The following is a 21,735-nucleotide window of genomic DNA, read 5'->3' as shown; positions in this document are numbered from 1 at the left end:
TTCAAAGCCTTTCTTACTTGTTAAGATTATCATAAATCGTTGATTCAGGGACGCCGCAAGCCTTTGCAATCTCTGCATAGCTATAGCCGTTTGCCAACATTGCTTGTGCTTTGCCTAACTTAGCAGAAGACAACGTTGTACTTGCTTTTGGCATTGCTCGTTTGATGATTTCATCCGACTTTGACGAGTTCAGAATCTTCATCAGCTTGGAATCAGAGATTGCACCAGCTTGAACTGCTTCCCATTCACGATCTGTGAACGTAATCTTTGTCTTGCTGCCGCTTGCACCAACAGAATCGCGTGCGCGCTGCATCTCAACAGCGGCAATCTTCTTGATTTCTTTCTTGTCCTTCTTATAGTCCAAACCTTGAGCCTGTACTTTAGCCTTAATATTCTCGTTTGCAATAATGGTAGCACGCCGTTCTTTCGGCTTATTACCAATAACCGCATTGAGCTTAGCGTTAATAGACTCAACTTCGGCTCTATATTTTTCGGCAGCATCAGGGCTTTTCTGGATGCCCTTCATATTTACAGCCTCTTTCCGCGCCTGATTAGCCAAAGCCTTCAGTTCATTTGAAAAATCGGCATAGTAATTTTCTTGAATGGTGCCGGAGGATAGGTCTCGTGCGTTAGGGTGCATGGAAATAAGACTTACTTCCGTCATAGCTTGTACTCTCTTGCCCGTTTTGGGGTCAATAAAAGTACGCCCAGACTCCTTATATATTTTTTCGCCCGTCTCTTTATCGATTCGAGCACTTCCTTTGCGCTCAGGCACTCGAACGGTCTGTTTTCTTCTGGATAAGAGCGTGGATGCACCGCCATATTTTTCAGTACCGTCCTCTTGCACTCTGATTTGCCATTTTTGCTTCAGCTCCTGGATACCATTTTCACGTTCAGAACGTTTATAGTCCAGCTTATGCTTTTCCGCATCAATAACGACCATGGAATGCTTGACGGCACGAGCAATATCGCCTTCAGGTGCGCCGCGAAGAGTCATGTCAGTAATAAGATTGGAAATAATTCCCATCTCTTTCTGCTTTTCCTCTTTCTTCATGAGGCGCACGCCATTGGGATTTCCTTCAGGCACAGCATATGCAATCTTGGGGTCGAAGTCTTTCAAATCCTTCAGAGCGGGGGTGGATTTAATATCGACTTTGCTCGACTTTGGAATCGCTACAACCGTATCGCCATCAAAATCAGCACCAGACAAACGTTCTGCAACCTTTGCGTTGATGCCAATTGCATCCTGCACATTGCCGAGATTTCTACGCCCGGACAAATTCTTGTTATTGACCGTTACAATAGGAATCTCAAAGGTTCCTGCATGAGGAAAACGAACCAATGCAAGCTGAGTGCCATCAGGATATGTAGGGCAATAGCATTCTCTCTCTCCGATTTTGGACAGTGGTAAAATAACCTTTGTCGCCTGACCCGGGAAAGAAGATGCTTTCAGGGTCATCGAGTTGCCCTCGCAAGTATCTGCGAAGTCAAGCAGCAGCTTTTTCCGAATCGTCGGATTGTCATACTGCATAATCTCGTCATATTCTGCCTTGCGGTCGGCAACAGTAAGATCCAATTGCTGTTTCAGAAGTTTGACCGGCTGTTTGGACAGAAACTGCGAAGAAAGGTTCTTTGCCATGGTGTCCCAATCGCCTTCTTCTTTCAGCTTATTGATGGGCGACAGATGTTCTTTTCCGTCCTCACCAATATAGGTGCTCTGACCATTTGCCTTGATAGATGCGCCGAAAGGATTATCGGGGTCATCTTTGATAGGCTTTAAGACCTTCATTTTCGGAGTGCCGGATTTCTTGTTGGTGTTAAACGCCACATCATAACCTTCAGGAATATCGTCAGAATATACAGCCATGCCTTTCAGGTAATGACTGTCATCCACCATGATACGAACCTGCGCATAATGCGATTTTCCGAGGTTCAGGTCAGCAACACCTCTCCGAATCTCGATAACGCCATCCTTGTCCAGACCACCTTCATCACCATAGCGAATATAAACACGGTCAGAACTCATGCTGCTGGGGCGCTGAAGCTTCTTGAACGTTTCGCCACCATCTTCAGAATGATACTCGCCAAGAGACTGGATCTCATTCTGATGCTGATATGCATATTTCTGGTCATATTCCGGCTTTGCCAGAACAGTGATGTTGGTCTGCTGGTTAATATTTGTTGGCTGACGGATGCCAACGCCATAACGCTGATATCCGTGCTCTGCCTCTAAAACAAATATAGCATCGTCCAAATCACCTTCTGAAACGCCCAGAACCAGATTTGTGCCTTCGGAAACATCGATCATGCCCTTCTTATCGACTTCCTTACGCAGGGTCTCGGCAATTTCTTTGGTTCTGGTATATTTATCAGGCTTGTCGTTCTTTAACATCGAACGAACCGTAGATTCAGATAAGCCCATCTCACGACCGATTTCTGTGGGGCCGAGCCCATCCTGCGATAAGGCACGTGCACGGTCGTATTTGAGCTGTTGGCGTTCGTGAATGGCTCTACGTTGTGCCATACGGAACTCGGTAGCACCCATCTTATATTCTTCGGGTAAAGAATCGTTAATGGTCTGGAGAATATCCTTCTCCTTCATACCGCTCTTCTTCAGCTCCTCAACACGTGACAGAAAATCGCCTGAACGCTGATACGGATTCTCGCCAGAACCCCACGGATATCTGCCCGAGTGGCGCTTGGTGCCATAATGCTCCAGGATACTGTCTTCCGGTGCGATACCGAAATATCCTCGAATATCTCTCTCTACCGGATTCATGCTGTCGCTCCTAACTTCAGTTCAGTAATGATTTTGTTGAACTCGATAATTTTGCTAATGATAGGATCGATGTCCTCACAAGTCGGATTCACAATCCAAATATCATCGTTCTGGTAGATACGGTTTTCGATTTGAATATCGCGAGGCTTAACACCATACTCCAAGCAGAAAAGTGCATCATAGATGAAGAGCTGTTCCATGTGTGCCGGTACCAGACCAGTCTTCAAATCATGGATGCGCAGGAAGTTGTTTGCAAAATGAATCGTATCGGCTGTGCCATAGCAGTTCTCTGAATAATAAAGAACCACTTCCGGGGTCATACAAAAGCCAATTGCATCGTTGACATAGGAGTTGAGCGTCTTCTTACTCCGAGGAAGCTTCTGTCCTAACGCAATGCTTTCTGCAGCATATGCATGAAGCCGTGTTCCTCTCTCCTTCGCCTGATAGTTTACAAAGGACTCTGCAATCCGGGCAGCATCGTAATTGATCCAATGATACTTACTCGCCCCCAGAAAAGCGTGCTGGCCTTGCAGTCGTGAATGATCGTTCCAGTTCATCCAGTATCTCCTCCTTGTTCTCAGGATAAATAAAAGAGGCATAACTCATCTCGTTCATCTTGGCTACGTAGTAGTCTTGATTTGGACGATGCGATGCCTTGCCTGTCTTCTTTCCTTCGAGTGCTGCCCACCTGTCTCGATATAAAACCAAGAGATCCGGAATCCCTTGAATTTCATTCGGGTCGAGATGAACGACCATGCAGCCAGGAAAGCGTTTCTTCAGGTCTTTCACCAATCCTGTTTTGAATTTGTTCTCTAGCATACAAACCTCCAAAAATAAAAGAGGAACAGCATGTTTTACGCACACTGTTCCTCCCATAAAAGAGCAAGAAATTTACGCGGGGATATTTGGTAATATTTGTCAATCTTTTAGAAGGATAAAAATATAAGGACTGCCACAATCGTGACAATCCTCAAACTTTCACCTTACAGATACCAAGTAAAGGGAGCTTCCTCGTACATTTCAGGAGGACCTGCCCGCTTCTCTGCATTCGGATACATATATTCGCCATAATCGTTCTTCAGACCAGTCTCATCATCCCAATAGGGCATGGGCCAATCAATGTCGGAAATATCATAGACCTTACCACAGATAGGACAACGCCACTTTTCCTGATTTCGTACCTTTCTCATCCTGACGCCATTGCATTCGCACCAGGGCTCTTTCACATGAAGTTCTGTATCGCCATTATAATAGCAGCGCACCAAATTATTTGCGCTGTCCAACGTAGTCCACTCGTGATAGCCAAACTCATTCTCATACTGGGCCATAAACGGAATTTCACGCTTTTTCATAACTTTGCACCTCGTAACTCAATTATATAGTTTTTGTTATTCTTTTACAAGGTGAAAGTGGTGGCCCTCTTGGCCAATTCGAGCAGAAAACTTGCTGTGGCCAAAAACCCATTTTTATTTTCAACTACTATATATAAAATTTTTAATTTTTTTATTAAATTAAGAAAAAAAGTGGGTTTTTGGCCAAACTGCATATTTTTAACGTATCTACGTCAAAAGTTGTGGCCATTTTTGCAAAAATTTTTGGCCACAAAGTGGGTTTTTGGCCATAAAATCGCCATTTTTTCACACATTGACAATTATTGACATAAATTCCAAGAGAAAAAATGGCCAAAAATTCACACCGTGACAATCTTTGACAAATATTGACATCAAAAAGAAAAGGCCCTGAAATTGCTCCAGAGCCTCCCTTTTTCAGCGGATGATGCCTAAATTTTCAAACATTGCCATGACGGAAACGTATGTCATGAGTGCTGCAAAGATGAGCAGCATAATGAACAGGTAGTGCCTTCTCTCAGCTTCCTCTTCTTGCCGTTTCTTCTCTTTTAGTGCCATGCGCATCATGATAATTTCCTTCAAGTCCTTAGAAAATCCCATCCAGAGCACACCCTTTCTGTCCTAAGAATATCAGTCCTTAATCATGATGTCAAGGTTGGTGATGTTTACCATCCGCTTGCAATGCTCATCCTTGTACCGGAAGACCACCGCTGCCATCGTTTCCTCATACGAGATCTCAGCGACAGGCTTCTGAATGGTCGGATTGGTGCCACGAATGCGCACCCAAACCTTACCATCATCGATACTCTTTTGGTCAATGCCACAAATATCATGCATCACTTATTACACCTCCTCCCGTATCAAATATCGCGCAGAGATATACAAGAACTGTTTCAAAGGCATTGCCTGCCGAGGAGTATCGCCCAACACCTCGTAATAAAGCGGTCCATGCGTCTGCTTCCGAATCACTGCATAGTCTACCGCCCGACGAAGAAGTCTGTCCATCGCAATGGTGCTCGTGTGATACTTCACGCACAGCTTTCGGTTAATGTCCACAATGGTTGGCGATTCGTTGTTCTGCAGAGCGTTTTTGAGAATATCAATAGCGTCAATGAGAGCATCGAAGCCGCTCATCCAAACAGGTACACCCATGCTATCTACAAATTCATATGTAGTCATTTAGCTTTCATCATCTTCTTTCGGTATTTTTCGCCAAGAGCTACTATGTGAATATAAGTCATGGGCGTAAAATGCATACCCATCTTCTTATTGATTTCACAAATGGCGCTCCTGATTGAGCTTTCGACCTTCTGCGGCGGAATTTCATGCTTCCGAGCAATCATAACGTAAATATCCGTCAGGCTTGCAGGCGTGAGTAAGCCAGACACCATCTGAACACCGATTTCCACAGCCTCGTCAAGGTAGGTCACGACCTTACCTCCACATCCGGCAGAATATCCGTGTGGAAATAGAGCTTATAGTGGTATGGATCGGTATGAGTGCCGGTGATATCCTCAACAACATACATGGTGTACTCGTTCAGGTAAATATAATTCTTCTTATACTCGTTCGGACCGGTCTTCACCGTACACACAAGTTCGTTGTTTTCATTGTTCGAGATGGACATAGCACCTTCCATTTCAAGGATAACGTTGTCCGTACGTGCGTTATAGACCGTGATCCGGCGCTCAGCTTCAAAGTAGTTGGCCTGCTTAGAAATGTTCCGATTCACCTTATCCGCTTCGGAGCAGCTGCACAGAACCACACAGCCGACGAGCATCATCAGACATGTAAAGACACAAATAATACGATTTTTCATAGTTTCACTCCACTTCCTTACTGATTTTCACGAGTTTAATGGCGAGCTGCAGAAGAAGCATCTGGATTTCCTGGGCGTTCTTGAGCATTGCCGAAATATCCTGCGTTGACGAATGACTTTTTACTGTCAAGGACACCCAGGTATTCGGGTCAAACGTTTCTGCATAGCTCACCAGCATATCCACAAAGTCCTCGCCATTAAGATTGATCATAAATGTTCCTGTTGAGGTAGTATGGTAAATATTTACACCGGCTTTAGTTCGGAACATTCCAAAACCGAACTCATCAAGTGCGGCAATATACCTTTCATCAATTTCTTTCATAGTTACTCCTCCACACTTTCCTTTCCCGTCTGCTCATCCTTCGGCCAGTACGTGTAAATATCATCGAACACCACCGGAATCTTGCTCTGTAGTTCCTTCAGCAGCGGGCACATCAGCTCTCTCATCTGAGGATGGGCCGCCACAGGAGTACGCAGCTTGAAGATGTTGCGCCACTCACGGTAGTTGGCCGTCACCACGATCTCGGTCTTCAAGCACAACGGCAGCACACAACGGGCCTGTTCGGGACGATAACCGTTCATAAGCATCAAAAAATAAGTTTTTTCTGCCAATTCGCAGGATTCTACCCATTTACGATAGAACAGGCGATTCTGCTCTTTATCGATATAAAACGGCTCCACAACGGTAATGCTGCCCTCAAACTTCTCCTTCGAGTAGTTGCAGTACCGGGTGCTCTCCTGCGCAAAAGAAGCAATGCGATGCCGCACCAGCTCGTTAGCCACGCCACGGTCACAGGTAAACAGCACGGACAGCTGAGAATGCTCCAGCATAGCCTCATGCCCCTGCTTCACCAGAAAGCCCACCAGCTTCTTTGCCGACTCACCGTCCGGCGTGATCTTGTCCTCGCTCTTGTAGCAGACCCGGGCCACCCGCTCGATCTGCTGGAGTTCCTTAATGCCTCCCTCAGAAATATCAGTGAGGATTTCGTACTTAGGTTCAACGATTTTCATAATTAAATCTCCTTTTCATCAGTGAATCCACTATTTCGAGCTGACTAAGGCTCTTTCCGTTACCCCTTTGTGGAACTATGTACCCGAGATGAGCCATTTGTTTATGGTCACAGGATTTCACTTTGGGACACTTCTGGCATTTTGGAGCAAGAATGGTGATCGCTCCAAAGTCTTCGTTCATAAACTATCCTCTCGCTTCAACTTACACTCCCAGTCACCGCAGATATCTCCGCAAGCGAACTTCTTCGCAATCTTCATGCCTTTACGGATGGCCTCCTGCTTGTCGATCGCCCTGACTTCAAAGATCTGATGCCCACCGCCATTGTCTATGCAGGAAAATATAAAGGTGTACTTTATCATGCTTCTTGCCTCTCAAAATTTAATGGATCATACACATACCCCATCGGCCAGTCCAGGCGTTCCAGCCAGCACGGATAATAGCGAAACGGAAGCTCCAATCCGAACCAGTTTGCGTTCAGAATCATAGCTTCTTCACGTACAGCAAGCACGAGATGGAACCTGAAATATTTTCTTGGTGCGGATTCCACTCGGTAAAATTCAAGTCCTGGATAGTACATAAATAATTCTCCTAGTCCTCTAATACCATAACGATAAAGTCAATAATGCTGTTCAAAGCACCGACGATTTTAAACAAAACATCTTTCGTGAGATTCTGTCGTTTTGGGGTTATTACAGGCGCTTCATGCCTCCAAATATCTACGCTCGGGCTTTTAACGACGTACTCTATCGGCGCATTATTTGCATACAATGTTTCCACTTTTGTGTATTTGTCAATCAAGGCCATGTATTCTCGTATCTCATTTGCGCTCACGCCGCCGTAGCGAATGCTTTGAAGTGCTTGATTATATAAGTATTCCTCCAATGCTTCTCACCTCACAGCAAAATCCGAAATAGTGTGAACCAAATCACCTTTAGCGTAACCACAACAATGATCAGCCACGCACAGATAACGATGGTCATGGCCAGCATATGCCCAAGAAATGTACCAACATTTTTCCAAAAGTTATCAGTCACCAATATCCACCCTTTCAAATCCGGTAAAAATGCCGACACCAATATGTCCATTATCACAGATGTGAACAGCTTTGTGGTACATCAATTCTTTTGCTTTATTAAGTGCTGCTTCTTGACTGTAACAGTTGTCGCCAGCCTCAAATTCTCGCTCGCAGAAATTGCAAAAATAAGTCGGGCTGTAGAAAGTCGTCATATCACACACCTCCTCATAGCAATCAATCGGCGCTCCGCAGCGTTCAGCTCAAAAATAGCCGCATCCACAAATTCCGGGTCGCAGTGATCAAAATGATTTCGGGCAATCTCCAACTCATGTATAGCTTCCCACATCGTATTGACCGCGGTAGGAATCGGCTTCACACGGAATATCTTTTTGACATACTCAGCGATTTTTCGCAGCATTTCTACACCTCCACATCTTCGTAACCTGACAAGCCGTAAGCCAGCCCTCAACATCATCATGACCAAGCAGCTGCGCACCCATCACCTCGATAAGCCCATGCTCAAAGCCATAGGAACCCCAACCCCAAATGCCATCCCAGATACGATTTCCAGCAGCATCATATGCAATAATTTGCTCACCACCATCATGCCGTCCGCCAGGAAGAAACTCCTGATTGTCCGGTCTGTCCATCTCTGGCCAACGGCGTCCATAAGTATGCAGAACCTTAGCGTGCTTCAGCAGAATATCAAGTTTCTGCATCTCGGTCATGTGGTTCCAAACCCGGAGCTTCCAGGTTTTCTTAGACATATTTCTCATTTCTGCATTTCCTTTCGTCAGCCTCCATGGTCTTTGCGATTTTATGCTGAATATAAAGCACACAGCCAGCCTGACTATCACACCCGAATGAAGCCAATAGTCCAGCAATAGCATTCAAAGAGTTCAAATCCTCTTCAGCAAATATCATTTAGCGTTCACCGTTCCTCCTGATACTCTACAATTTTGGTCACTTCACTCTGAACCTAGTGTAAGAAACCACACATATCCGAGTAACCGCATTCCGCCAATGTGTCCGCGATATCGCCCAAAATATCCATATCGGTTCTTGTGAGATTAACTTGAGGAATAACTTCAATATTCTCCTCTGTGATAAATGGGGTATAGTCTCCACAATGGCAACATTTAATGTTCATACGTTGCATGTAAGCATCTCCTCCGATGATAAAGTCAAAACCACCGGCTGAGCCGGTGGCTTGAGTAAGCCCTAGAAGGGCATAATACTAGCAAAGCCCCTTAAGGGGCCACGAATGGGTCTGCCAACTGCATTCCTGTCTCGTGGCAGGCCCCTCAAGGGGCCCTTTTATTTACGCCTTAGTTTCCTTGCTACCCGTAAACGGGTCCACGAACTCCTTAAGGCTCAACTGATCGGCAATCTGGTCCTGTTGCAGTTGATTTTTAATGTACTCTTGGATTTTCTTTTTGTTCTTTCCTACCGTATCCACGAAGTATCCCCTGGCCCAGAAATGCCGATTGCCATACTTGTACTTCAGATTTGCATGTCTGTCGAAAATCATGAGACTGCTCTTTCCCTTGAGATATCCCATGACATAGGAAATGCTGTACTTCGGCGAAAAACTTATCAGCATATGGATATGGTCAGGGCAGGCCTCCGCTTCAATGATTTCAATACCTTTTTGTTCGCACAACTGGCGCAGTATCTGCCCTATATCCTTTTTGATCTGACCGTAAATTACCATTCTCCGATATTTCGGTGCAAACACTACATGGTATTGACATCTCCACGTGGTATGGCTTAAACTATCTACGTCTTTGTTATCTTTCATTTCAAAGATAAACCTCCCTGTTCCTAGAATGTGGTTGGCAAACCCACACTCTATTCTACGGGGAGGTTTCTCTTTGTCTAGGGCTAAAGCCGTTTTTATTCCACCAGCAAAGCTGGTGGTTGTCGCTCGCTCAAGCTACCCAAGACAAAGAGCCGCAGATTTCTCCACGGCTCTGTGCCTTAATGATTTCACCAGATCGATCCAATAGTTTCCCACGTCCACTTGTAAATCCTGATAATGCACGCAATCGGGAATGCAACTGGCGTTATAATAATTCTCAACACCTTAGCTATAAATATCATCTTTTTTGCGCTCTCAGTAAGTTCAAGCTTAACGGGATGGAATTGTTTTCTTTCATCCATGCTAATCACCTCCATAATATGCGGAGATTTTTTCGCGCTTTACTTTGCCTTTTCCCTCTTATCCTTGAACTTTAGAGGTTTCACAGTCCCCTCCCGCGCACACTCCGTCAGGCACTCGTTGCAGGGCTCGTCCGTCTCCAGCACCTTGAAGTTCTTGCACTTCGGGCAGTAGGTCGCATAGTCCACTTCGCGCATCCAGTCATTCATACAATAATTCCTCCCATTTCGTCCCAGACAGGATGCAAAACCATAATTTCCTGGTCACAATCGGGGCATCTTAAAAATGCTGCGCCAGTTGCATCAAGTCTTACCTTTTCAGGATAGCAAAGCTTCAACCCACGAGAAGTCTCCTTAGCCAGTGTTTTTCCGCAATAGCAGTGCACATTTTCATCTTCTTTTTTCTGCCCTTCTTCGGCATTTGGACTTACAGGAGGAGTCCACCGCTCTATGCCGCCGCAATGGGGACAGGTAAAGGACACTTCATTTTCACCCGTCCAGTATCCTGCCGCTTCCGCAAATACGTGATGGCAGTATTTGCACCTCCACGGATACGCAACCCATTCCGACTTTTTCTTTTTCGCCTCTTTCTGCACTTTCACGCAAAACCTATCATCCAACTCCGGGTGCGTCACCCGCTGGTTCAGCGCCCAGAGCAGGTTCCAGCAGGCAGCTCGCAGGTGGTCCTCATCATCCATACCGACCATGTACTTTGCCAGATGCCGAGAAGCACTGTCCAGCAGCGAGTGCAGCGGGATACCCTTATCCACATTGTGCTCGCCATACTTCAGGGCACCTTCTTCGCAGTGCTTGCTGACCTCCATGATGCCATACCAGGGCAGAAGATCCATGCGGCCCTTTCCTGCATGCATATCACGCTTTGCGCCGGTTTCAAATTCTGTGCGGTCTCCAGAGTCTTTTATCATGCTAAAACCTCCTTCATTTGCTCCGGGGAGCAAATATCAAAATAATGATACACGTCAGCTTTCGTCAGTTCGGTCGCGATAAATAGACCTTTACGTGAAATATAAACCACGTTTTGCAGTCCCTGCTCGATTGGGTTTCTAAACAAATACACGGTGCTCGAGTCAGTCTTCACGGTTCTAGCGCATCGCGCCGTAAGCACCGTTTTAACTCTCTTTATCGTCTTCTTTGAAGGGTTGCACATCGTTCTGGCCTCCTTCGTATTTCAGAAAAACACCATACTCTTCCCTTACAAATAAGACCTTTCCTGTTTTTAGTGCCTCGATGTCTTTGTCCGTTATTATGAAGAAGCTATTGCCAAATACGGACTGTTGCGGGCATACATCAAGCAAGTCAATTGGCTTAAACGTTTCGTCGAACCAGCTTTCAATATCCTCTTTCACAACACGGCACGGTCGATCATTTCCCTTGCAGCATCCATTCTTCATATAGCCGGGACATTTTTCATATGCCATAAATATCACGCTCCACAAATATTCTTCTTCAGCAACACCTCCACACGGTCAACCAGATCACCGTATTCAGTGCCATAGATTCTTGCTGCGCTTTCGTTTTTGCGCCTATCATCTTCCTCGCTGCTGTCTGCACAAGGAATATCAATGTCCTTCTCATCCAGCAGATCCTCGAAGATGTCCACGTCATAGAACGCCAAGTCTCTTTCGGTATTTTTCATATCGTTGATTAGTCCTTTCTTACTTAATGAGATTCACATGATGCTGGTAAACCTCAACAACATCTCGTGGATGGTTCTTTTTTCCAAAGAACATTGCAATATGTGGATACTTATCTCGTCCATCGTTGCGGCAATACAATTTTGTGGGAACTTTGTAGCGAGGCAACGCTTCTTCGGTATACATGATTTTTATAAGTTGAATCTCATGATACGTTGTCTTCATCTTTTGAATAAGTTTCTTCTTGCTTTTTCGTGAGATATTTCCCATCAGCAGAACCTCCTGATTCTCCCCTGCATAACCTTGTTGGGAATATCCAGCCACCGGATTTTGCATTTGTCCTTGTAGTCAGGGCGTAGCTTCTGCAGAATCATCTTTAATGGCTGCCTCTTAATTTCTTCAATCAAGTCCATGAGACAAGCCGTTACTTTCTCGAAGCATTCTGCAATCGCATTTAAGACATCTGCTATTTTCTCACAGGTCGTCGCAGTAAGCCTTAAAGAATCATAAATATCATGCTCCATAGAATTTCCTTTCGTTGAACTGTTTCTTTTGCATCAATGCTCTGGAAATGGCCACATCGATACCGCTACGGCTCTTCAGGTGGTAGAACCAGAGATCCTTGAAAGGTGTGTTCAGCCGGTCAATCCGCCCAGAAGCCTGCTCCATGACCTTATAGGAGTAGTTCTGGCTATAAAAAATAATGGTATCCGTCTTGATACAGTTCCAACCTTCTGCTCCAGCGTTGTACTGTACAAGATAGACCCATTTATCCGTATCCGGTATCGGTTGATGCTTGTGTCCATTCCACTGAGCCACCTCCACACCGTTGTCATAGGGCAGATGCAGGAGAATATCCAACTCATAGTCAAAGTTATAGAAGATGATAACTCTCGGGTGTGTCATGCAAATATCAAGCACTTCCTGTTGCCGAGATTCATCCGCATTGACCACCCTCCGCAGGCTGGAACAGAACTCACTTGCTGTTTCAATAGGCCGCCCTTCCCATGGATTCCACCGGCTCATGCAAATATCTTTGTACTTGCGCTGGTCGAACTCGACGTAGATGTTCTCATGATGCGGTATCGTCTTCCGCTCAAAGTCCATATCAACCAGAATCCGTTCCCGCAGACGTATCAGCCTGCTAGTGTTCAAATATCTGTCAATTTTGGGATACTTTGAGAAGCGACTATAGACCACGTGCTCATTATTGAACTGTGTCCGGTTCCGGTAGAATCCATTTGCAATGAACACCGGAATATAATCGGTCCAGCAATCGCCAGGCGTGGCACTCAGAAGAATCCAGTCGTTTTCCCTCGTAATACGTAAGAAATCCTTCACCCACGAGCCATTGCCCACAACACGCTGTTCATCGAATATGAAGAACGCGCGTTTGATGCCAATGTACTTGCCGATGTTGTTCCAAGAATCAATTACGACTTTGTGGTTGTAAAGGTCAAGGCTCTCATCAGTAGACATGAAAAAGGGAGCGAGTTCTTCGTCCCACTCCCCTGTGTCACGTTTCCGTGCTGTTGTGATAATATAAAGGTCTTCGGGCTCAACCATCGGAACGTACTCTTCTGTGTTGAGCTTTCCATCGAACATCTGGTAATAAAATGCCAGCCCCGTTCTGCTTTTTCCGCTTCCCACCCCACCGCACAGAATACAGCCCAGTCTCATTTTCTGGACTGCTTCGAGCTGGTAGTCGTAAAGCTGAACTCCCGCCATCAGAGCAATCACCTCATTTCTTTGTGAACATGAATGGCTTCAGGATAGCAATGATTCTCGTAGGCCAACAGGGCAATTGTAGCTTCCTCTTCATCTGCGCCCTCGCCAAATATTGTGTATGCAAATATCTCTTTACCATTGTAAGTAAAGACTTTCCAACGTCGTTTTTCTTTCATCCTGATACTCCTTTGTTTTATATGTGTATTTTCGGACACTTGCAGGCCATACAGGATTCGAACCTGTCATGCTCGCCCTAGCGAATGACCCATATAAAAGGAGCCGCAGATTTCTCCACGGCTCCCGAAATTATTGCGATTACTGCTTCGGCTTCATACACACAATATATCTTTTACCGTCCTCGTCCTCAAGCAGACCATAGCAGCGGCGAAACATCCTGGTGTATTTCTCGATCATCTCATCCGAAAGAGAGCCAAAGTCATCTTCGGTCAAGCCCACAATCAGAAATGTACCAACCACATAGTCGTACATCTGAGCGTCAGCGTTATAAAGCGGCCGGTTGAACTCCAAGCCCATGAGTTTGCCCTCATCGTTGCAAATAAGAGCAACTTTGTCGTCCCACGGGTAGGTTGCTTGAATCAGGCCGCCAACCTCTTTCTGCAGAGATTCCAACGAGCCATCAATGTCGATGACCTCCGGTCGGCACATCGGTTTGATACGCAATACTTTCATAGTTCTTCTCCTTTATTAAAAATATAAGTCTGAGCTGCTGCCTCTGAGAACGCCATTTGCGACGTGGGCACTCACCGGCTGGACCATTCAACGGAAGACTAACTCCTGCACTCAGAAATATCATTTAATAAATTTCGAGGTTTGCGATGCGCGCATCGCGACGCTTCTGCTCGATGATGTCGGGAGCAACATAGCTGACATTCACCAGATAGGACGGGATGCCGTAGTTCTTTGCAGCGAGGTTCTCGATGATGCAGCCACGGTAGCCCTTATCCTCATCGTAAATGCCGATAAAGCGGTCGGCTTCCGACAGTTTCTTGATGCTCTCACCAAGATACCAAAGAGCCATGTTGGTGTTTTCAGGAGGATCATCCTCGAAATAAGTCGGGATAACTTCCAGTTCTTCACCAAAGACAGCCTCTGCAATCTTATGCATCTGCTCCATGGATGCTTTAATGGCGTATTCCGTGCGGTTGCGCATAGGAACACTGATAAACAGTCTCTTCATGTACTTCTCCTTAGTACGGCAAATCGTTCGGATCGTTAGGCTCAGCCATCTCGCGCTGCTCATACTTAGCAGCATACGGGTCGGCATCTGCATCCTGCTCCACGTAGAGAATATCCGCGTACAGCGTGTACTGGCCGGGGTTGTTCCGGTTCTCATACAGGTTAGCCTGCAGGTTCACGTTTTTCACACGGATATAATCCAGCTGACCGATGTTCTCAGCGTTGCAGGCAACCTTGCGGCCAGTGGTGGTGATCCAGAAAACCTGCGGAGGCCATTTGGAGTCCATGTTGACCGTCACCGGAACGTAGAAGGTCGGTACAAACGGCTCATCGTAGGTGTAGTTGGGGTTCGGCTTGGTCTGCTTGACGTTCAGCCCCATTTCGATGAGCTGCTGAGCCTGCTCCTCCGTAGGGATGACCACGTTCACACGCCGCCGGGACGAGCCGTAACGGTCGCGGTTCGGGTCGCCGGAGAAATTGGTGTCGAAAATAAACCGGGTATTGTCAATATTTACCTTTGCTTTCATAATAGAAACTCCTTTACTCTTTTTCTTTAGTGCATCGCCGCACTCATTTTTGCCAGCAGCCCCGCGATACCATCCTTGGTCTGCGCAGCCACCTGATTCAGCTCTTTCAACACCTTGGCATAAACGCCAGCATCATCGTTGGTTTCATCCGGCTTGCACCACTGTTTAAAGACCTTATGGAACCGGGTATCGTTGCCTGCCATTTTCTTCACAATAGCCATAGCGAGGCCCTTTTCCTTATCGAAAATATCATCAGGCCCACACTTTACCACGGTCTTAGTGCCATCCGACCACAGGACGACCGTTGCCGGATCATTGAAGATGACTTTGCGGATGTTGACATTGCACATACCAAACCGCACAATATCATTCTTTTCGGCACGCTCCGTAGACTTGCGGGAGTAGTCAATTGCCATCGCAGTATAAATAGCCCTGTCAATGTCAATTCCCAGGTTGTTTGCCGACACCTGAATCACGTCTTTGCTAGGATTCCAGGGAAGTTTTTCCATTTATCTCACCTCATAATTTCTTGCAGCTTCGTCCTGAATATCACCCCAGGGTAAATCAGGCTTCTGCCAAGGCGGCATTCCACCATCGTCTGATACAAACCATTCCAGATCGCCGTATTTTGCAATGGTATCAGCTGCATCGTCTACCATCTTGTCGAAATAAGAGCGGTCAATGCTATCCTCCAGATGGAGGTTATAGACCATCTCACTTTCCAACCAGCGGTAGTCTTTGGCTCCAGTGACCGAATTGTATTTCGTCTCACCATCGTCTCGGACACCCGCTTCACGCATCAGTAATGCTCCGCCGCATCCGGGTTTGATGGGGCAGAATTGACCAACGCGCCCCACGAAAATATAATTGTGCTCGTCTTCGGGCAGAGCCTCGTTTTTATCGAGGTAGATTGCGCCCTTAGAAACCGACTTGGTTTCACAAAGGTCGTCGAACACAATATCTTCGTGGGAGAAAAGCGTCTTGAACACATACGGCACCTGAAACTGAGCACCAGTCGCAGTCCAATGACCGCCCTTCTTCTCGTTCTTTTCAGGAATATAACCGTACTGTGCCTTTGCTGTATCTGCATCGAGGTACTTTGCGATATAAACGGCGTTATTCACAAGGCACATTTTTTCGTATGTAGCCTCATGCTCAAACGTGTACCCGTACTTTTTCGCAAAATCCATACAGAAGTCGATGATTTCAGGCGTGGCATCCGGAATCTTGATAGAGTCCGTTTTGATGTGCGCCACCGTGAAACCACGCTGCTGCACCTCGTCCTGCAAGGTACGCATAAATAAAGCCCCTCGAAGCGCCACAATATTATTGGCGTTCTTGGGGTTGCGGAATGGATTATCGAAGGTTGCACTGGTCAGACCGTAAACCGAGTTGATAGCGATTTTCAGAGCCTGCGCCAATGCTTTCGCCTGTGCGGGGTCATCCAAATATTTGGACAATTTACCGCCAAAGAGCTTCTTGGCCTTGTCGTACTCACCATGTTTTACATAGATACGTACATCCATTAGGTCATTGAAGTTCTTGGTGTAGTCGCCAAAGTAGTTCAGAGCGACGGCTGAGTGCGGGTGCAGAGAGGCAACATCCAGCAGGGCGATGTTGTAGTACATACCGGGTTCGGCATAGACATAACCGCCAAGGCCCAAATCAGTACCACGAAACATATTGTGCATCCGACCATCTTCGCCTCTGACCCACTCATAACCCGGGAAGGCGTTGATGATATTCTTGTCGGTCAGAATATCAGGCTCGACTTCTACCACCGAATCGGACTTACCCGTAGCTAAATCTGTATAGACTAGCTGAGGATGCTTTTCCTTGCCGAAAATAATGCGCGTGGTCAGGCTGTTCGTCGTATCGTTGACGGTCATCCCAGCAACATCTGCCAAAATCTCACGCGCAATAAAATCTGCCTGCCGCGCGTTAAACACTGCTTCGGTGGCGATAACGTCATTGTCGCAATACTCCGCGACCTGTTCCCATTTCTCTTCGGGCACCGGCTGGTTCCAAGGTAAGCCAAGCTCCTGATGATGGATACCCAACTCAATCTCGAACTTTTTCAGGCCCTGTTTCTTCGACGAAAAGTCGAAAATATCCGTGTAGGACAGGTTATAGGCCTCGCCAAAGAAGCCCATATGGTCATTGATAATACGGTTCGACAGTGCGTACAGCTGCTCCGTATTCCAGCCGAGCATGCAAGCCCAAAGCATGTGGTTATCGTATTTGCGGTTATTAAAGCCAATCAGACGATATTGTGTCAACTTCTCAATATCCGTAGGGCTAGGATTGATCAACCGATTCACCGGCTTGTCCTCACCGGCAAATTTCCAGTTGACCAAAAAGAGATTCGGAAACACCTCACAGTCGAAAAATACGATGGGTGCTTTCTCACCGTCATCAACCTGCGATTCAACATCCTCTCTTGACTTGAAGTGCATCTTTGCCGTAATCTTCAAGCAGGCATCGGCCTGATTCGTGCTGTTTACGGCAAAGGCTAGAATCGCATTGCGCATGTCGTCCACATTATAGGGAATTCCACTCTCGTAGGCTTCATCCATAATATGAGCGATAAAGTCAATGCTGGGTTTAGTATAGGGACTGATTTCTTTTGCGAGGGCTTTCTTAATGAGTACCCGCAGGTGCTTCTCATTTTGAATCTGCTTCACATCGACCATTGCTTTTTCTCCCTTCAACGGCAAGCCGCTGCTGATTTTGGCAACCGGAATATCATTGCACTTGGTCAGCATTCTTCTCAACGAAGAATTTCCGGTGAACACCTTGACCTCAATATGCTCATCGTATACACGGCTCAGTTTGCTTGCGTCCCCTGTGTAAATGTAGTGCAAGTGGATTCCTGCACCAGATTTACTCAGTTCTGCGTAGGTAGCAGGCCACTTGGACGCTGCCTCCAGATTTCGCTCAAAGCATTTCTTGCCATCGTCGCCCGGAATGTCAAAGTCAATGACGATGTGGGTTTCAGGGACTTTGACGTAGTGGAGCTTAGAAGTAAGAATATCTTTGAGCAGCGTTTTGACATTCTCCCACTTTTGTGTAGGAGTGCCATTTTCGTTCGCATACTGCGCAGGACAGTCCTTGCAAATATCATCAAAGAGAGAATGCTGTGGTTTCAGATCAATCCATGACTTGGATGGTTCCTCCTTTGAAGCTGCTTCTGCAGGTGCGGGGTCGGCAAATTCTTTGAACTTGTCTGCCTTGAATCCACTGTAGTAGCTTCGCACTCGTTCGCCATTCACATCTTCTGCACGTTCCTTGTAATCCGCAAAGTAGTTCATCAGCTCTTCACGGAATGCACGCATCGAATACGGATAGACAACCTTTGCTCGCTGGTTATACTCGTCATACATCGCCCATGCTCTCTTCAGGGAAATACCGTCTTCTTTCTTGAAAATGTAATACCGGTCGAGCATGAAGTTATAGAAGTCATTGGAAGCGCCAAGCATTCTTGTCGGAATATAATCGTCATAGCGATGTTTATTCCCCTCATAGACCTCCTTGCAGTGCCATGCAATACCGCCAAGCTCGAAATCGGTCTTGGCATAGAGTTCAGAATATCTTTTCTGAGGGACTTTCTCACCTGTGGGCACCACATCGATCAATCGGCGAATCAAACCGGACTTCGCATCGGTGATTTTGACAGGCTTGTTTGTGGCGAGAATCAGGAAGCTCTTGAATTGATTGGCATAAGCACTGCGGAACTTCTCATTGACCATCATGGTCTCATGAGACACCAATGAATTCAGACGAGTATTGTCCTCGATTTTGGACAGGTTACCTTCATGCTGAATTGCGATCAGAGGGTTCGCCTTGAAAGCTTCCAGTGAGAATGCATTGGATGCCGAGCCCAGTGCCTGAGAATCGAATGCTGCATAATATCCAGTAAAGAGCTTCTGGATGATGTTCAGCACTGTGGATTTACCACTACCGGGCGGACCATAGAGAACCATGAACTTCTGAATTGTCTTGGAATCGCCATTGACAATAGAACCGATACACCACTCGATTTTCTCTCGCTCCTCTGGAGAATAGAGTGTCTGCATTAGCTCATCATAGGCGTCAATGTTCCCCGGTTCCAGCACATAAGGGAGTCTCTTGGACGCATAGCTTTCCTTTTTGACCGGAGTGTTCGCAAATATCAGCTGTTCATCCAGCGTGTGGTAGTTATCCCGCATCTGACGCTGACAATACTTGTGCCAGTTGTCAATCATGCCAGACTCAGCGTCCCACATGTGGAGCACCCGGTAATTATCCAGATGCTCCTTGTGTTCGTTCGTGTAAATATCCAACTCATGGTCAATCAGTTGAAGTGCATCCTGTTCGTCAATGCTCCACAATCCTCGCTCTTCCAGCCAGATAGCGTAGAAATCAGAACCCCGAATCATCAAGTCCTTGGACTTTTTGATGATGAATTTGGGATAGATTTCGATTACACCGCGTTTTCCCGTGCGCGTTGCAATCATCAGGAAATCAATCATTGGTAACTGACTTCCTCCTTTCTACGAGGTCTGTATCAGACATCTTTTTTCGTGACACTCGCCTTGCCATCGCAGCAAATGTCCTTTTCAAACTGCATCTCTGCGAGTTCTGCTTCGGCAGCATCGGCGCGTTCCTTTTCAGCCTTGCGCTTCTTCTCGCTTTCATCCAGCATCTTGCAGGCAGTCCAGAACAGGCCAATGGTGCCTACCAGCAGCAGGTTCTTGCCGAAAAGCTTGCCCCTCTGGCGGCGAATCACCTTCTGGGCGGCATCCAGTGCCAGCTGAGTCTGTGCGAGTTCGTAATAAATGTTATTCATAGTCACTTTTCCTCCAATAATTAAGGTCTGCCAAAATCAGCCGACCAATGTGTTCGGTATTCCTACATGCTGTAATTCGCATCAAAACGACGGAATCATGGAGAACTTGCTCTATTACACCTTCCATCGGGATGCATATTTTCGATACGTACACCATCACATGTTGCTTTCGTTGAGATACGCCATCAGCTGATACCAAATATCTAACTGTCGCATATCCACGTTCGGGCTTATTAAAGTAAAGAGCCCACCAGCTCCATTCGGCTGATAGGCTCTCTGATTGAAACGGTCGATGATAAATTGAGCGCGACCCTCGTTGAACCGAGCATCATCCATAGCTGCCAGCCCAAGACTAACAACCATGTTCCAGAACCATTGCCCCACTCGGTTTCCTGCTTCAGAATCTGCCATGATATGCTCTTCGATGCGGATGGAAAGCCCCACCATCATCTCCAACATACTACATGGCATTCCGCTCGTTGCACTGTTCAACGCTGCATATGGGATACTTTTTTCCTGAGCGAATCGGTAGCGCAAGTCTCGCCCATCTTCAGCACGACTCGCATCCATCTCACAAGATGGAATAAAGTCTTGCTGAAATAAAAACGCAAGCAGCTTGTGGAAAGAAAGGTTTCTGGGTTCCCATCTTCCGCAAACCGTTTCACGCAGCCAGTCAAAATACTGACTGGTCATATCGTTGAATATCATTCATACTCCTCTCCGGAGTTAGGATACAAGTCCGCATACTTATTGCGCACCTTCAGAACTTCGTAGTCCTTCCGGTAGTTGTGATTGCGGACATGGACAAGATCAGGCTCTTCTGCTCCAAAATTATCCAGAGCCTTAGGGCCAATCACCTTTTCAATGTCCTCTACCCTGCTCCCATCACTATCATAAGTCAGGATGCCGTCTGCATAGTAGGTCAGGAAGCTGGTTTCGTAATCGTCCTCGTTACCGAACTCGTCGCTCGGAATAATCTCAATAGCCTCCATCGGCTCATGGGTCGGCTTCTCAGAATCTTCCTCCTGACGATACGGGCCGCTCACGAGATCGTACGCCTTTTCGTTTGCCCGCTGCTCGATGGTCGTATCCAGTTCCTGCTCACGCTGCTTAAAATGGTTCCGAGCGTCCTCGACCAGCACATCTGCCTGCTTCTTGTAAGTATCGCGCATCAGGAAGTGCATCGTGGCAACACCAGCAGCAAATCCGCCTACAAATATCAAGGCATCACGCATCAGTTTTTTCATTGGTTTCTTCTCCTTTAATCGTCATCATGGTGAAGGCCAGTCCTCCAAAAAAGAGTGAAACACTCATGAGGACCCCTCCAACCAGATGCCGCTTTCGTTTCGTGTCGGTCAAATAATCGAGGAATAAAAACACCGATTCCAAACCGTCCATATCTGCTCCTTACAACATTCTGGCAATTTCATCAACCATTTGACCCCACTCATGACCATAAATCATGCAACAAGTATCGAACATGCGCGGATTTTTCTTTTTTGCATCTTCCGTAGCAACTGGCACACTGCAATTAAGTTCAATCCCCCCTGTTCGCGAGTTTATCGTTAAGAAAATCGTCAAACACTTCAACGATTTCACGTGCTTTCGTATACTTATCGTCCATCTTGCTCCTCACTCAGAAAGGACTGCCAGACCGGATACGAAG

35 protein-coding genes are annotated in these 21,735 nt (G+C 46.5%); all 35 read right to left on the bottom strand.

Annotation, left to right across the window (positions count from 1 at the left end; translation table 11 throughout):
- Positions 1–13: 13 nt before the first annotated feature.
- Positions 14–2,779, bottom strand: coding sequence for a helix-turn-helix domain-containing protein (locus WMO44_RS04125; RefSeq protein WP_349151848.1), 2,766 nt, complete (start codon positions 2,777–2,779; stop codon positions 14–16).
- A complete protein-coding gene (locus WMO44_RS04120; RefSeq protein ID WP_349151847.1) occupies positions 2,776–3,336 on the bottom strand; it encodes a PD-(D/E)XK nuclease family protein in 561 nt (186 codons plus the stop codon). Before WMO44_RS04120 ends, WMO44_RS04125 begins: the two co-directional genes overlap by 4 nt.
- Positions 3,278–3,598 carry a hypothetical protein gene (locus WMO44_RS04115; RefSeq protein WP_349151846.1) on the bottom strand — a complete coding sequence of 107 codons (321 nt, stop codon included), beginning with the start codon at positions 3,596–3,598 and terminating at the stop codon, positions 3,278–3,280. The genes WMO44_RS04120 and WMO44_RS04115 overlap by 59 nt, the downstream gene beginning before the upstream one ends.
- A 164-nt stretch (positions 3,599–3,762) precedes the next feature.
- Complete coding sequence (locus WMO44_RS04110; protein ID WP_349151845.1) at positions 3,763–4,131, bottom strand: hypothetical protein; 369 nt, start codon at positions 4,129–4,131, stop codon at positions 3,763–3,765.
- 414 nt (positions 4,132–4,545) lie between these two features.
- Complete coding sequence (locus WMO44_RS04105) at positions 4,546–4,695, bottom strand: hypothetical protein (RefSeq protein ID WP_349151844.1); 150 nt, start codon at positions 4,693–4,695, stop codon at positions 4,546–4,548.
- 63 nt (positions 4,696–4,758) lie between these two features.
- Positions 4,759–4,968: a hypothetical protein gene (locus WMO44_RS04100; RefSeq protein WP_349151843.1), complete on the bottom strand. Its 210-nt coding sequence runs from the start codon at positions 4,966–4,968 to the stop codon at positions 4,759–4,761.
- A gap of 3 nt (positions 4,969–4,971) precedes the next feature.
- Complete coding sequence (locus tag WMO44_RS04095; RefSeq protein ID WP_349151842.1) at positions 4,972–5,307, bottom strand: hypothetical protein; 336 nt, start codon at positions 5,305–5,307, stop codon at positions 4,972–4,974.
- Positions 5,304–5,558, bottom strand: a complete 255-nt coding sequence (locus WMO44_RS04090; protein ID WP_349151841.1) for a sporulation initiation factor Spo0A C-terminal domain-containing protein — start codon at positions 5,556–5,558, stop codon at positions 5,304–5,306. Before WMO44_RS04090 ends, WMO44_RS04095 begins: the two co-directional genes overlap by 4 nt.
- Positions 5,555–5,947, bottom strand: a complete 393-nt coding sequence (locus tag WMO44_RS04085; RefSeq protein ID WP_349151840.1) for a beta-sandwich lipoprotein — start codon at positions 5,945–5,947, stop codon at positions 5,555–5,557. The genes WMO44_RS04090 and WMO44_RS04085 overlap by 4 nt, the downstream gene beginning before the upstream one ends.
- A 4-nt stretch (positions 5,948–5,951) precedes the next feature.
- A complete protein-coding gene (locus WMO44_RS04080; RefSeq protein ID WP_349151839.1) occupies positions 5,952–6,269 on the bottom strand; it encodes a hypothetical protein in 318 nt (105 codons plus the stop codon).
- 2 nt (positions 6,270–6,271) lie between these two features.
- Positions 6,272–6,958, bottom strand: a complete 687-nt coding sequence (thyX, locus tag WMO44_RS04075; protein ID WP_349151838.1) for an FAD-dependent thymidylate synthase — start codon at positions 6,956–6,958, stop codon at positions 6,272–6,274.
- Positions 6,959–7,135: 177 nt separating this feature from the next.
- Positions 7,136–7,318, bottom strand: a complete 183-nt coding sequence (locus WMO44_RS04070; RefSeq protein ID WP_349151837.1) for a hypothetical protein — start codon at positions 7,316–7,318, stop codon at positions 7,136–7,138.
- Positions 7,315–7,536 (bottom strand): hypothetical protein, encoded by a 222-nt coding sequence (locus WMO44_RS04065; RefSeq protein ID WP_349151836.1) that lies wholly within the window; start codon positions 7,534–7,536, stop codon positions 7,315–7,317. Before WMO44_RS04065 ends, WMO44_RS04070 begins: the two co-directional genes overlap by 4 nt.
- 449 nt (positions 7,537–7,985) lie before the next feature.
- Positions 7,986–8,186, bottom strand: coding sequence for a hypothetical protein (locus WMO44_RS04060; RefSeq protein ID WP_349151835.1), 201 nt, complete (start codon positions 8,184–8,186; stop codon positions 7,986–7,988).
- Complete coding sequence (locus tag WMO44_RS04055) at positions 8,183–8,392, bottom strand: hypothetical protein (RefSeq protein WP_349151834.1); 210 nt, start codon at positions 8,390–8,392, stop codon at positions 8,183–8,185. The genes WMO44_RS04060 and WMO44_RS04055 overlap by 4 nt, the downstream gene beginning before the upstream one ends.
- Positions 8,373–8,750, bottom strand: a complete 378-nt coding sequence (locus WMO44_RS04050) for a hypothetical protein (protein ID WP_349151833.1) — start codon at positions 8,748–8,750, stop codon at positions 8,373–8,375. The genes WMO44_RS04055 and WMO44_RS04050 overlap by 20 nt, the downstream gene beginning before the upstream one ends.
- 545 nt (positions 8,751–9,295) lie before the next feature.
- Complete coding sequence (tnpA, locus tag WMO44_RS04045) at positions 9,296–9,775, bottom strand: IS200/IS605 family transposase (RefSeq protein WP_055185423.1); 480 nt, start codon at positions 9,773–9,775, stop codon at positions 9,296–9,298.
- Between the two features lie 188 nt (positions 9,776–9,963).
- A complete protein-coding gene (locus tag WMO44_RS04040; RefSeq protein WP_349151832.1) occupies positions 9,964–10,137 on the bottom strand; it encodes a hypothetical protein in 174 nt (57 codons plus the stop codon).
- Between the two features lie 39 nt (positions 10,138–10,176).
- Positions 10,177–10,344 (bottom strand): hypothetical protein, encoded by a 168-nt coding sequence (locus WMO44_RS04035; protein WP_349151831.1) that lies wholly within the window; start codon positions 10,342–10,344, stop codon positions 10,177–10,179.
- Entirely contained in the window at positions 10,341–11,060 is a 720-nt protein-coding gene (locus WMO44_RS04030) for a dATP/dGTP diphosphohydrolase domain-containing protein (RefSeq protein WP_349151830.1), read from the bottom strand. The genes WMO44_RS04035 and WMO44_RS04030 overlap by 4 nt, the downstream gene beginning before the upstream one ends.
- Before the next feature lie 204 nt (positions 11,061–11,264).
- Positions 11,265–11,573: a hypothetical protein gene (locus tag WMO44_RS04025; RefSeq protein ID WP_349151829.1), complete on the bottom strand. Its 309-nt coding sequence runs from the start codon at positions 11,571–11,573 to the stop codon at positions 11,265–11,267.
- 5 nt (positions 11,574–11,578) lie between these two features.
- Positions 11,579–11,791, bottom strand: coding sequence for a hypothetical protein (locus WMO44_RS04020; protein ID WP_349151828.1), 213 nt, complete (start codon positions 11,789–11,791; stop codon positions 11,579–11,581).
- 19 nt (positions 11,792–11,810) lie between these two features.
- Positions 11,811–12,059 (bottom strand): hypothetical protein, encoded by a 249-nt coding sequence (locus WMO44_RS04015; protein ID WP_349151827.1) that lies wholly within the window; start codon positions 12,057–12,059, stop codon positions 11,811–11,813.
- Entirely contained in the window at positions 12,059–12,313 is a 255-nt protein-coding gene (locus WMO44_RS04010; RefSeq protein ID WP_349151826.1) for a hypothetical protein, read from the bottom strand. Before WMO44_RS04010 ends, WMO44_RS04015 begins: the two co-directional genes overlap by 1 nt.
- The gene (locus tag WMO44_RS04005) at positions 12,303–13,517 is read right to left on the bottom strand and encodes a hypothetical protein (RefSeq protein WP_349151825.1); all 1,215 of its coding nucleotides are present in this window, start codon (positions 13,515–13,517) and stop codon (positions 12,303–12,305) included. The genes WMO44_RS04010 and WMO44_RS04005 overlap by 11 nt, the downstream gene beginning before the upstream one ends.
- An 8-nt stretch (positions 13,518–13,525) precedes the next feature.
- The gene (locus tag WMO44_RS04000) at positions 13,526–13,693 is read right to left on the bottom strand and encodes a hypothetical protein (protein WP_349151824.1); all 168 of its coding nucleotides are present in this window, start codon (positions 13,691–13,693) and stop codon (positions 13,526–13,528) included.
- A gap of 139 nt (positions 13,694–13,832) precedes the next feature.
- A complete protein-coding gene (locus tag WMO44_RS03995; RefSeq protein ID WP_349151823.1) occupies positions 13,833–14,207 on the bottom strand; it encodes a DUF3846 domain-containing protein in 375 nt (124 codons plus the stop codon).
- Between the two features lie 124 nt (positions 14,208–14,331).
- Positions 14,332–14,715: a hypothetical protein gene (locus WMO44_RS03990; protein ID WP_349151822.1), complete on the bottom strand. Its 384-nt coding sequence runs from the start codon at positions 14,713–14,715 to the stop codon at positions 14,332–14,334.
- A gap of 10 nt (positions 14,716–14,725) precedes the next feature.
- The gene (locus WMO44_RS03985; protein ID WP_349151821.1) at positions 14,726–15,241 is read right to left on the bottom strand and encodes a hypothetical protein; all 516 of its coding nucleotides are present in this window, start codon (positions 15,239–15,241) and stop codon (positions 14,726–14,728) included.
- A gap of 26 nt (positions 15,242–15,267) precedes the next feature.
- The gene (locus WMO44_RS03980) at positions 15,268–15,750 is read right to left on the bottom strand and encodes a hypothetical protein (protein ID WP_349151820.1); all 483 of its coding nucleotides are present in this window, start codon (positions 15,748–15,750) and stop codon (positions 15,268–15,270) included.
- Entirely contained in the window at positions 15,751–19,752 is a 4,002-nt protein-coding gene (locus tag WMO44_RS03975) for a DUF5906 domain-containing protein (RefSeq protein WP_349151819.1), read from the bottom strand. It abuts the gene before it with no gap.
- Positions 19,753–19,787: 35 nt separating this feature from the next.
- On the bottom strand, positions 19,788–20,069 hold the full coding sequence (locus WMO44_RS03970) for a hypothetical protein (RefSeq protein WP_291010609.1): 282 nt from the start codon (positions 20,067–20,069) through the stop codon (positions 19,788–19,790).
- Between the two features lie 156 nt (positions 20,070–20,225).
- Complete coding sequence (locus tag WMO44_RS03965; RefSeq protein WP_349151818.1) at positions 20,226–20,777, bottom strand: hypothetical protein; 552 nt, start codon at positions 20,775–20,777, stop codon at positions 20,226–20,228.
- Positions 20,774–21,316, bottom strand: a complete 543-nt coding sequence (locus WMO44_RS03960; RefSeq protein ID WP_349151817.1) for a hypothetical protein — start codon at positions 21,314–21,316, stop codon at positions 20,774–20,776. The genes WMO44_RS03965 and WMO44_RS03960 overlap by 4 nt, the downstream gene beginning before the upstream one ends.
- Entirely contained in the window at positions 21,297–21,467 is a 171-nt protein-coding gene (locus WMO44_RS03955; RefSeq protein ID WP_291010616.1) for a histidine kinase, read from the bottom strand. The genes WMO44_RS03960 and WMO44_RS03955 overlap by 20 nt, the downstream gene beginning before the upstream one ends.
- Between the last annotated feature and the right edge of the window lie 268 nt (positions 21,468–21,735).

It is taken from the genome of Faecalibacterium tardum (assembly GCF_040096515.1).
Lineage (GTDB): Bacteria > Bacillota > Clostridia > Oscillospirales > Ruminococcaceae > Faecalibacterium > Faecalibacterium tardum.
The sequence above is the reverse complement of the archived record's forward strand: the minus strand, read 5'-3'. Positions and strand labels throughout refer to the sequence as shown.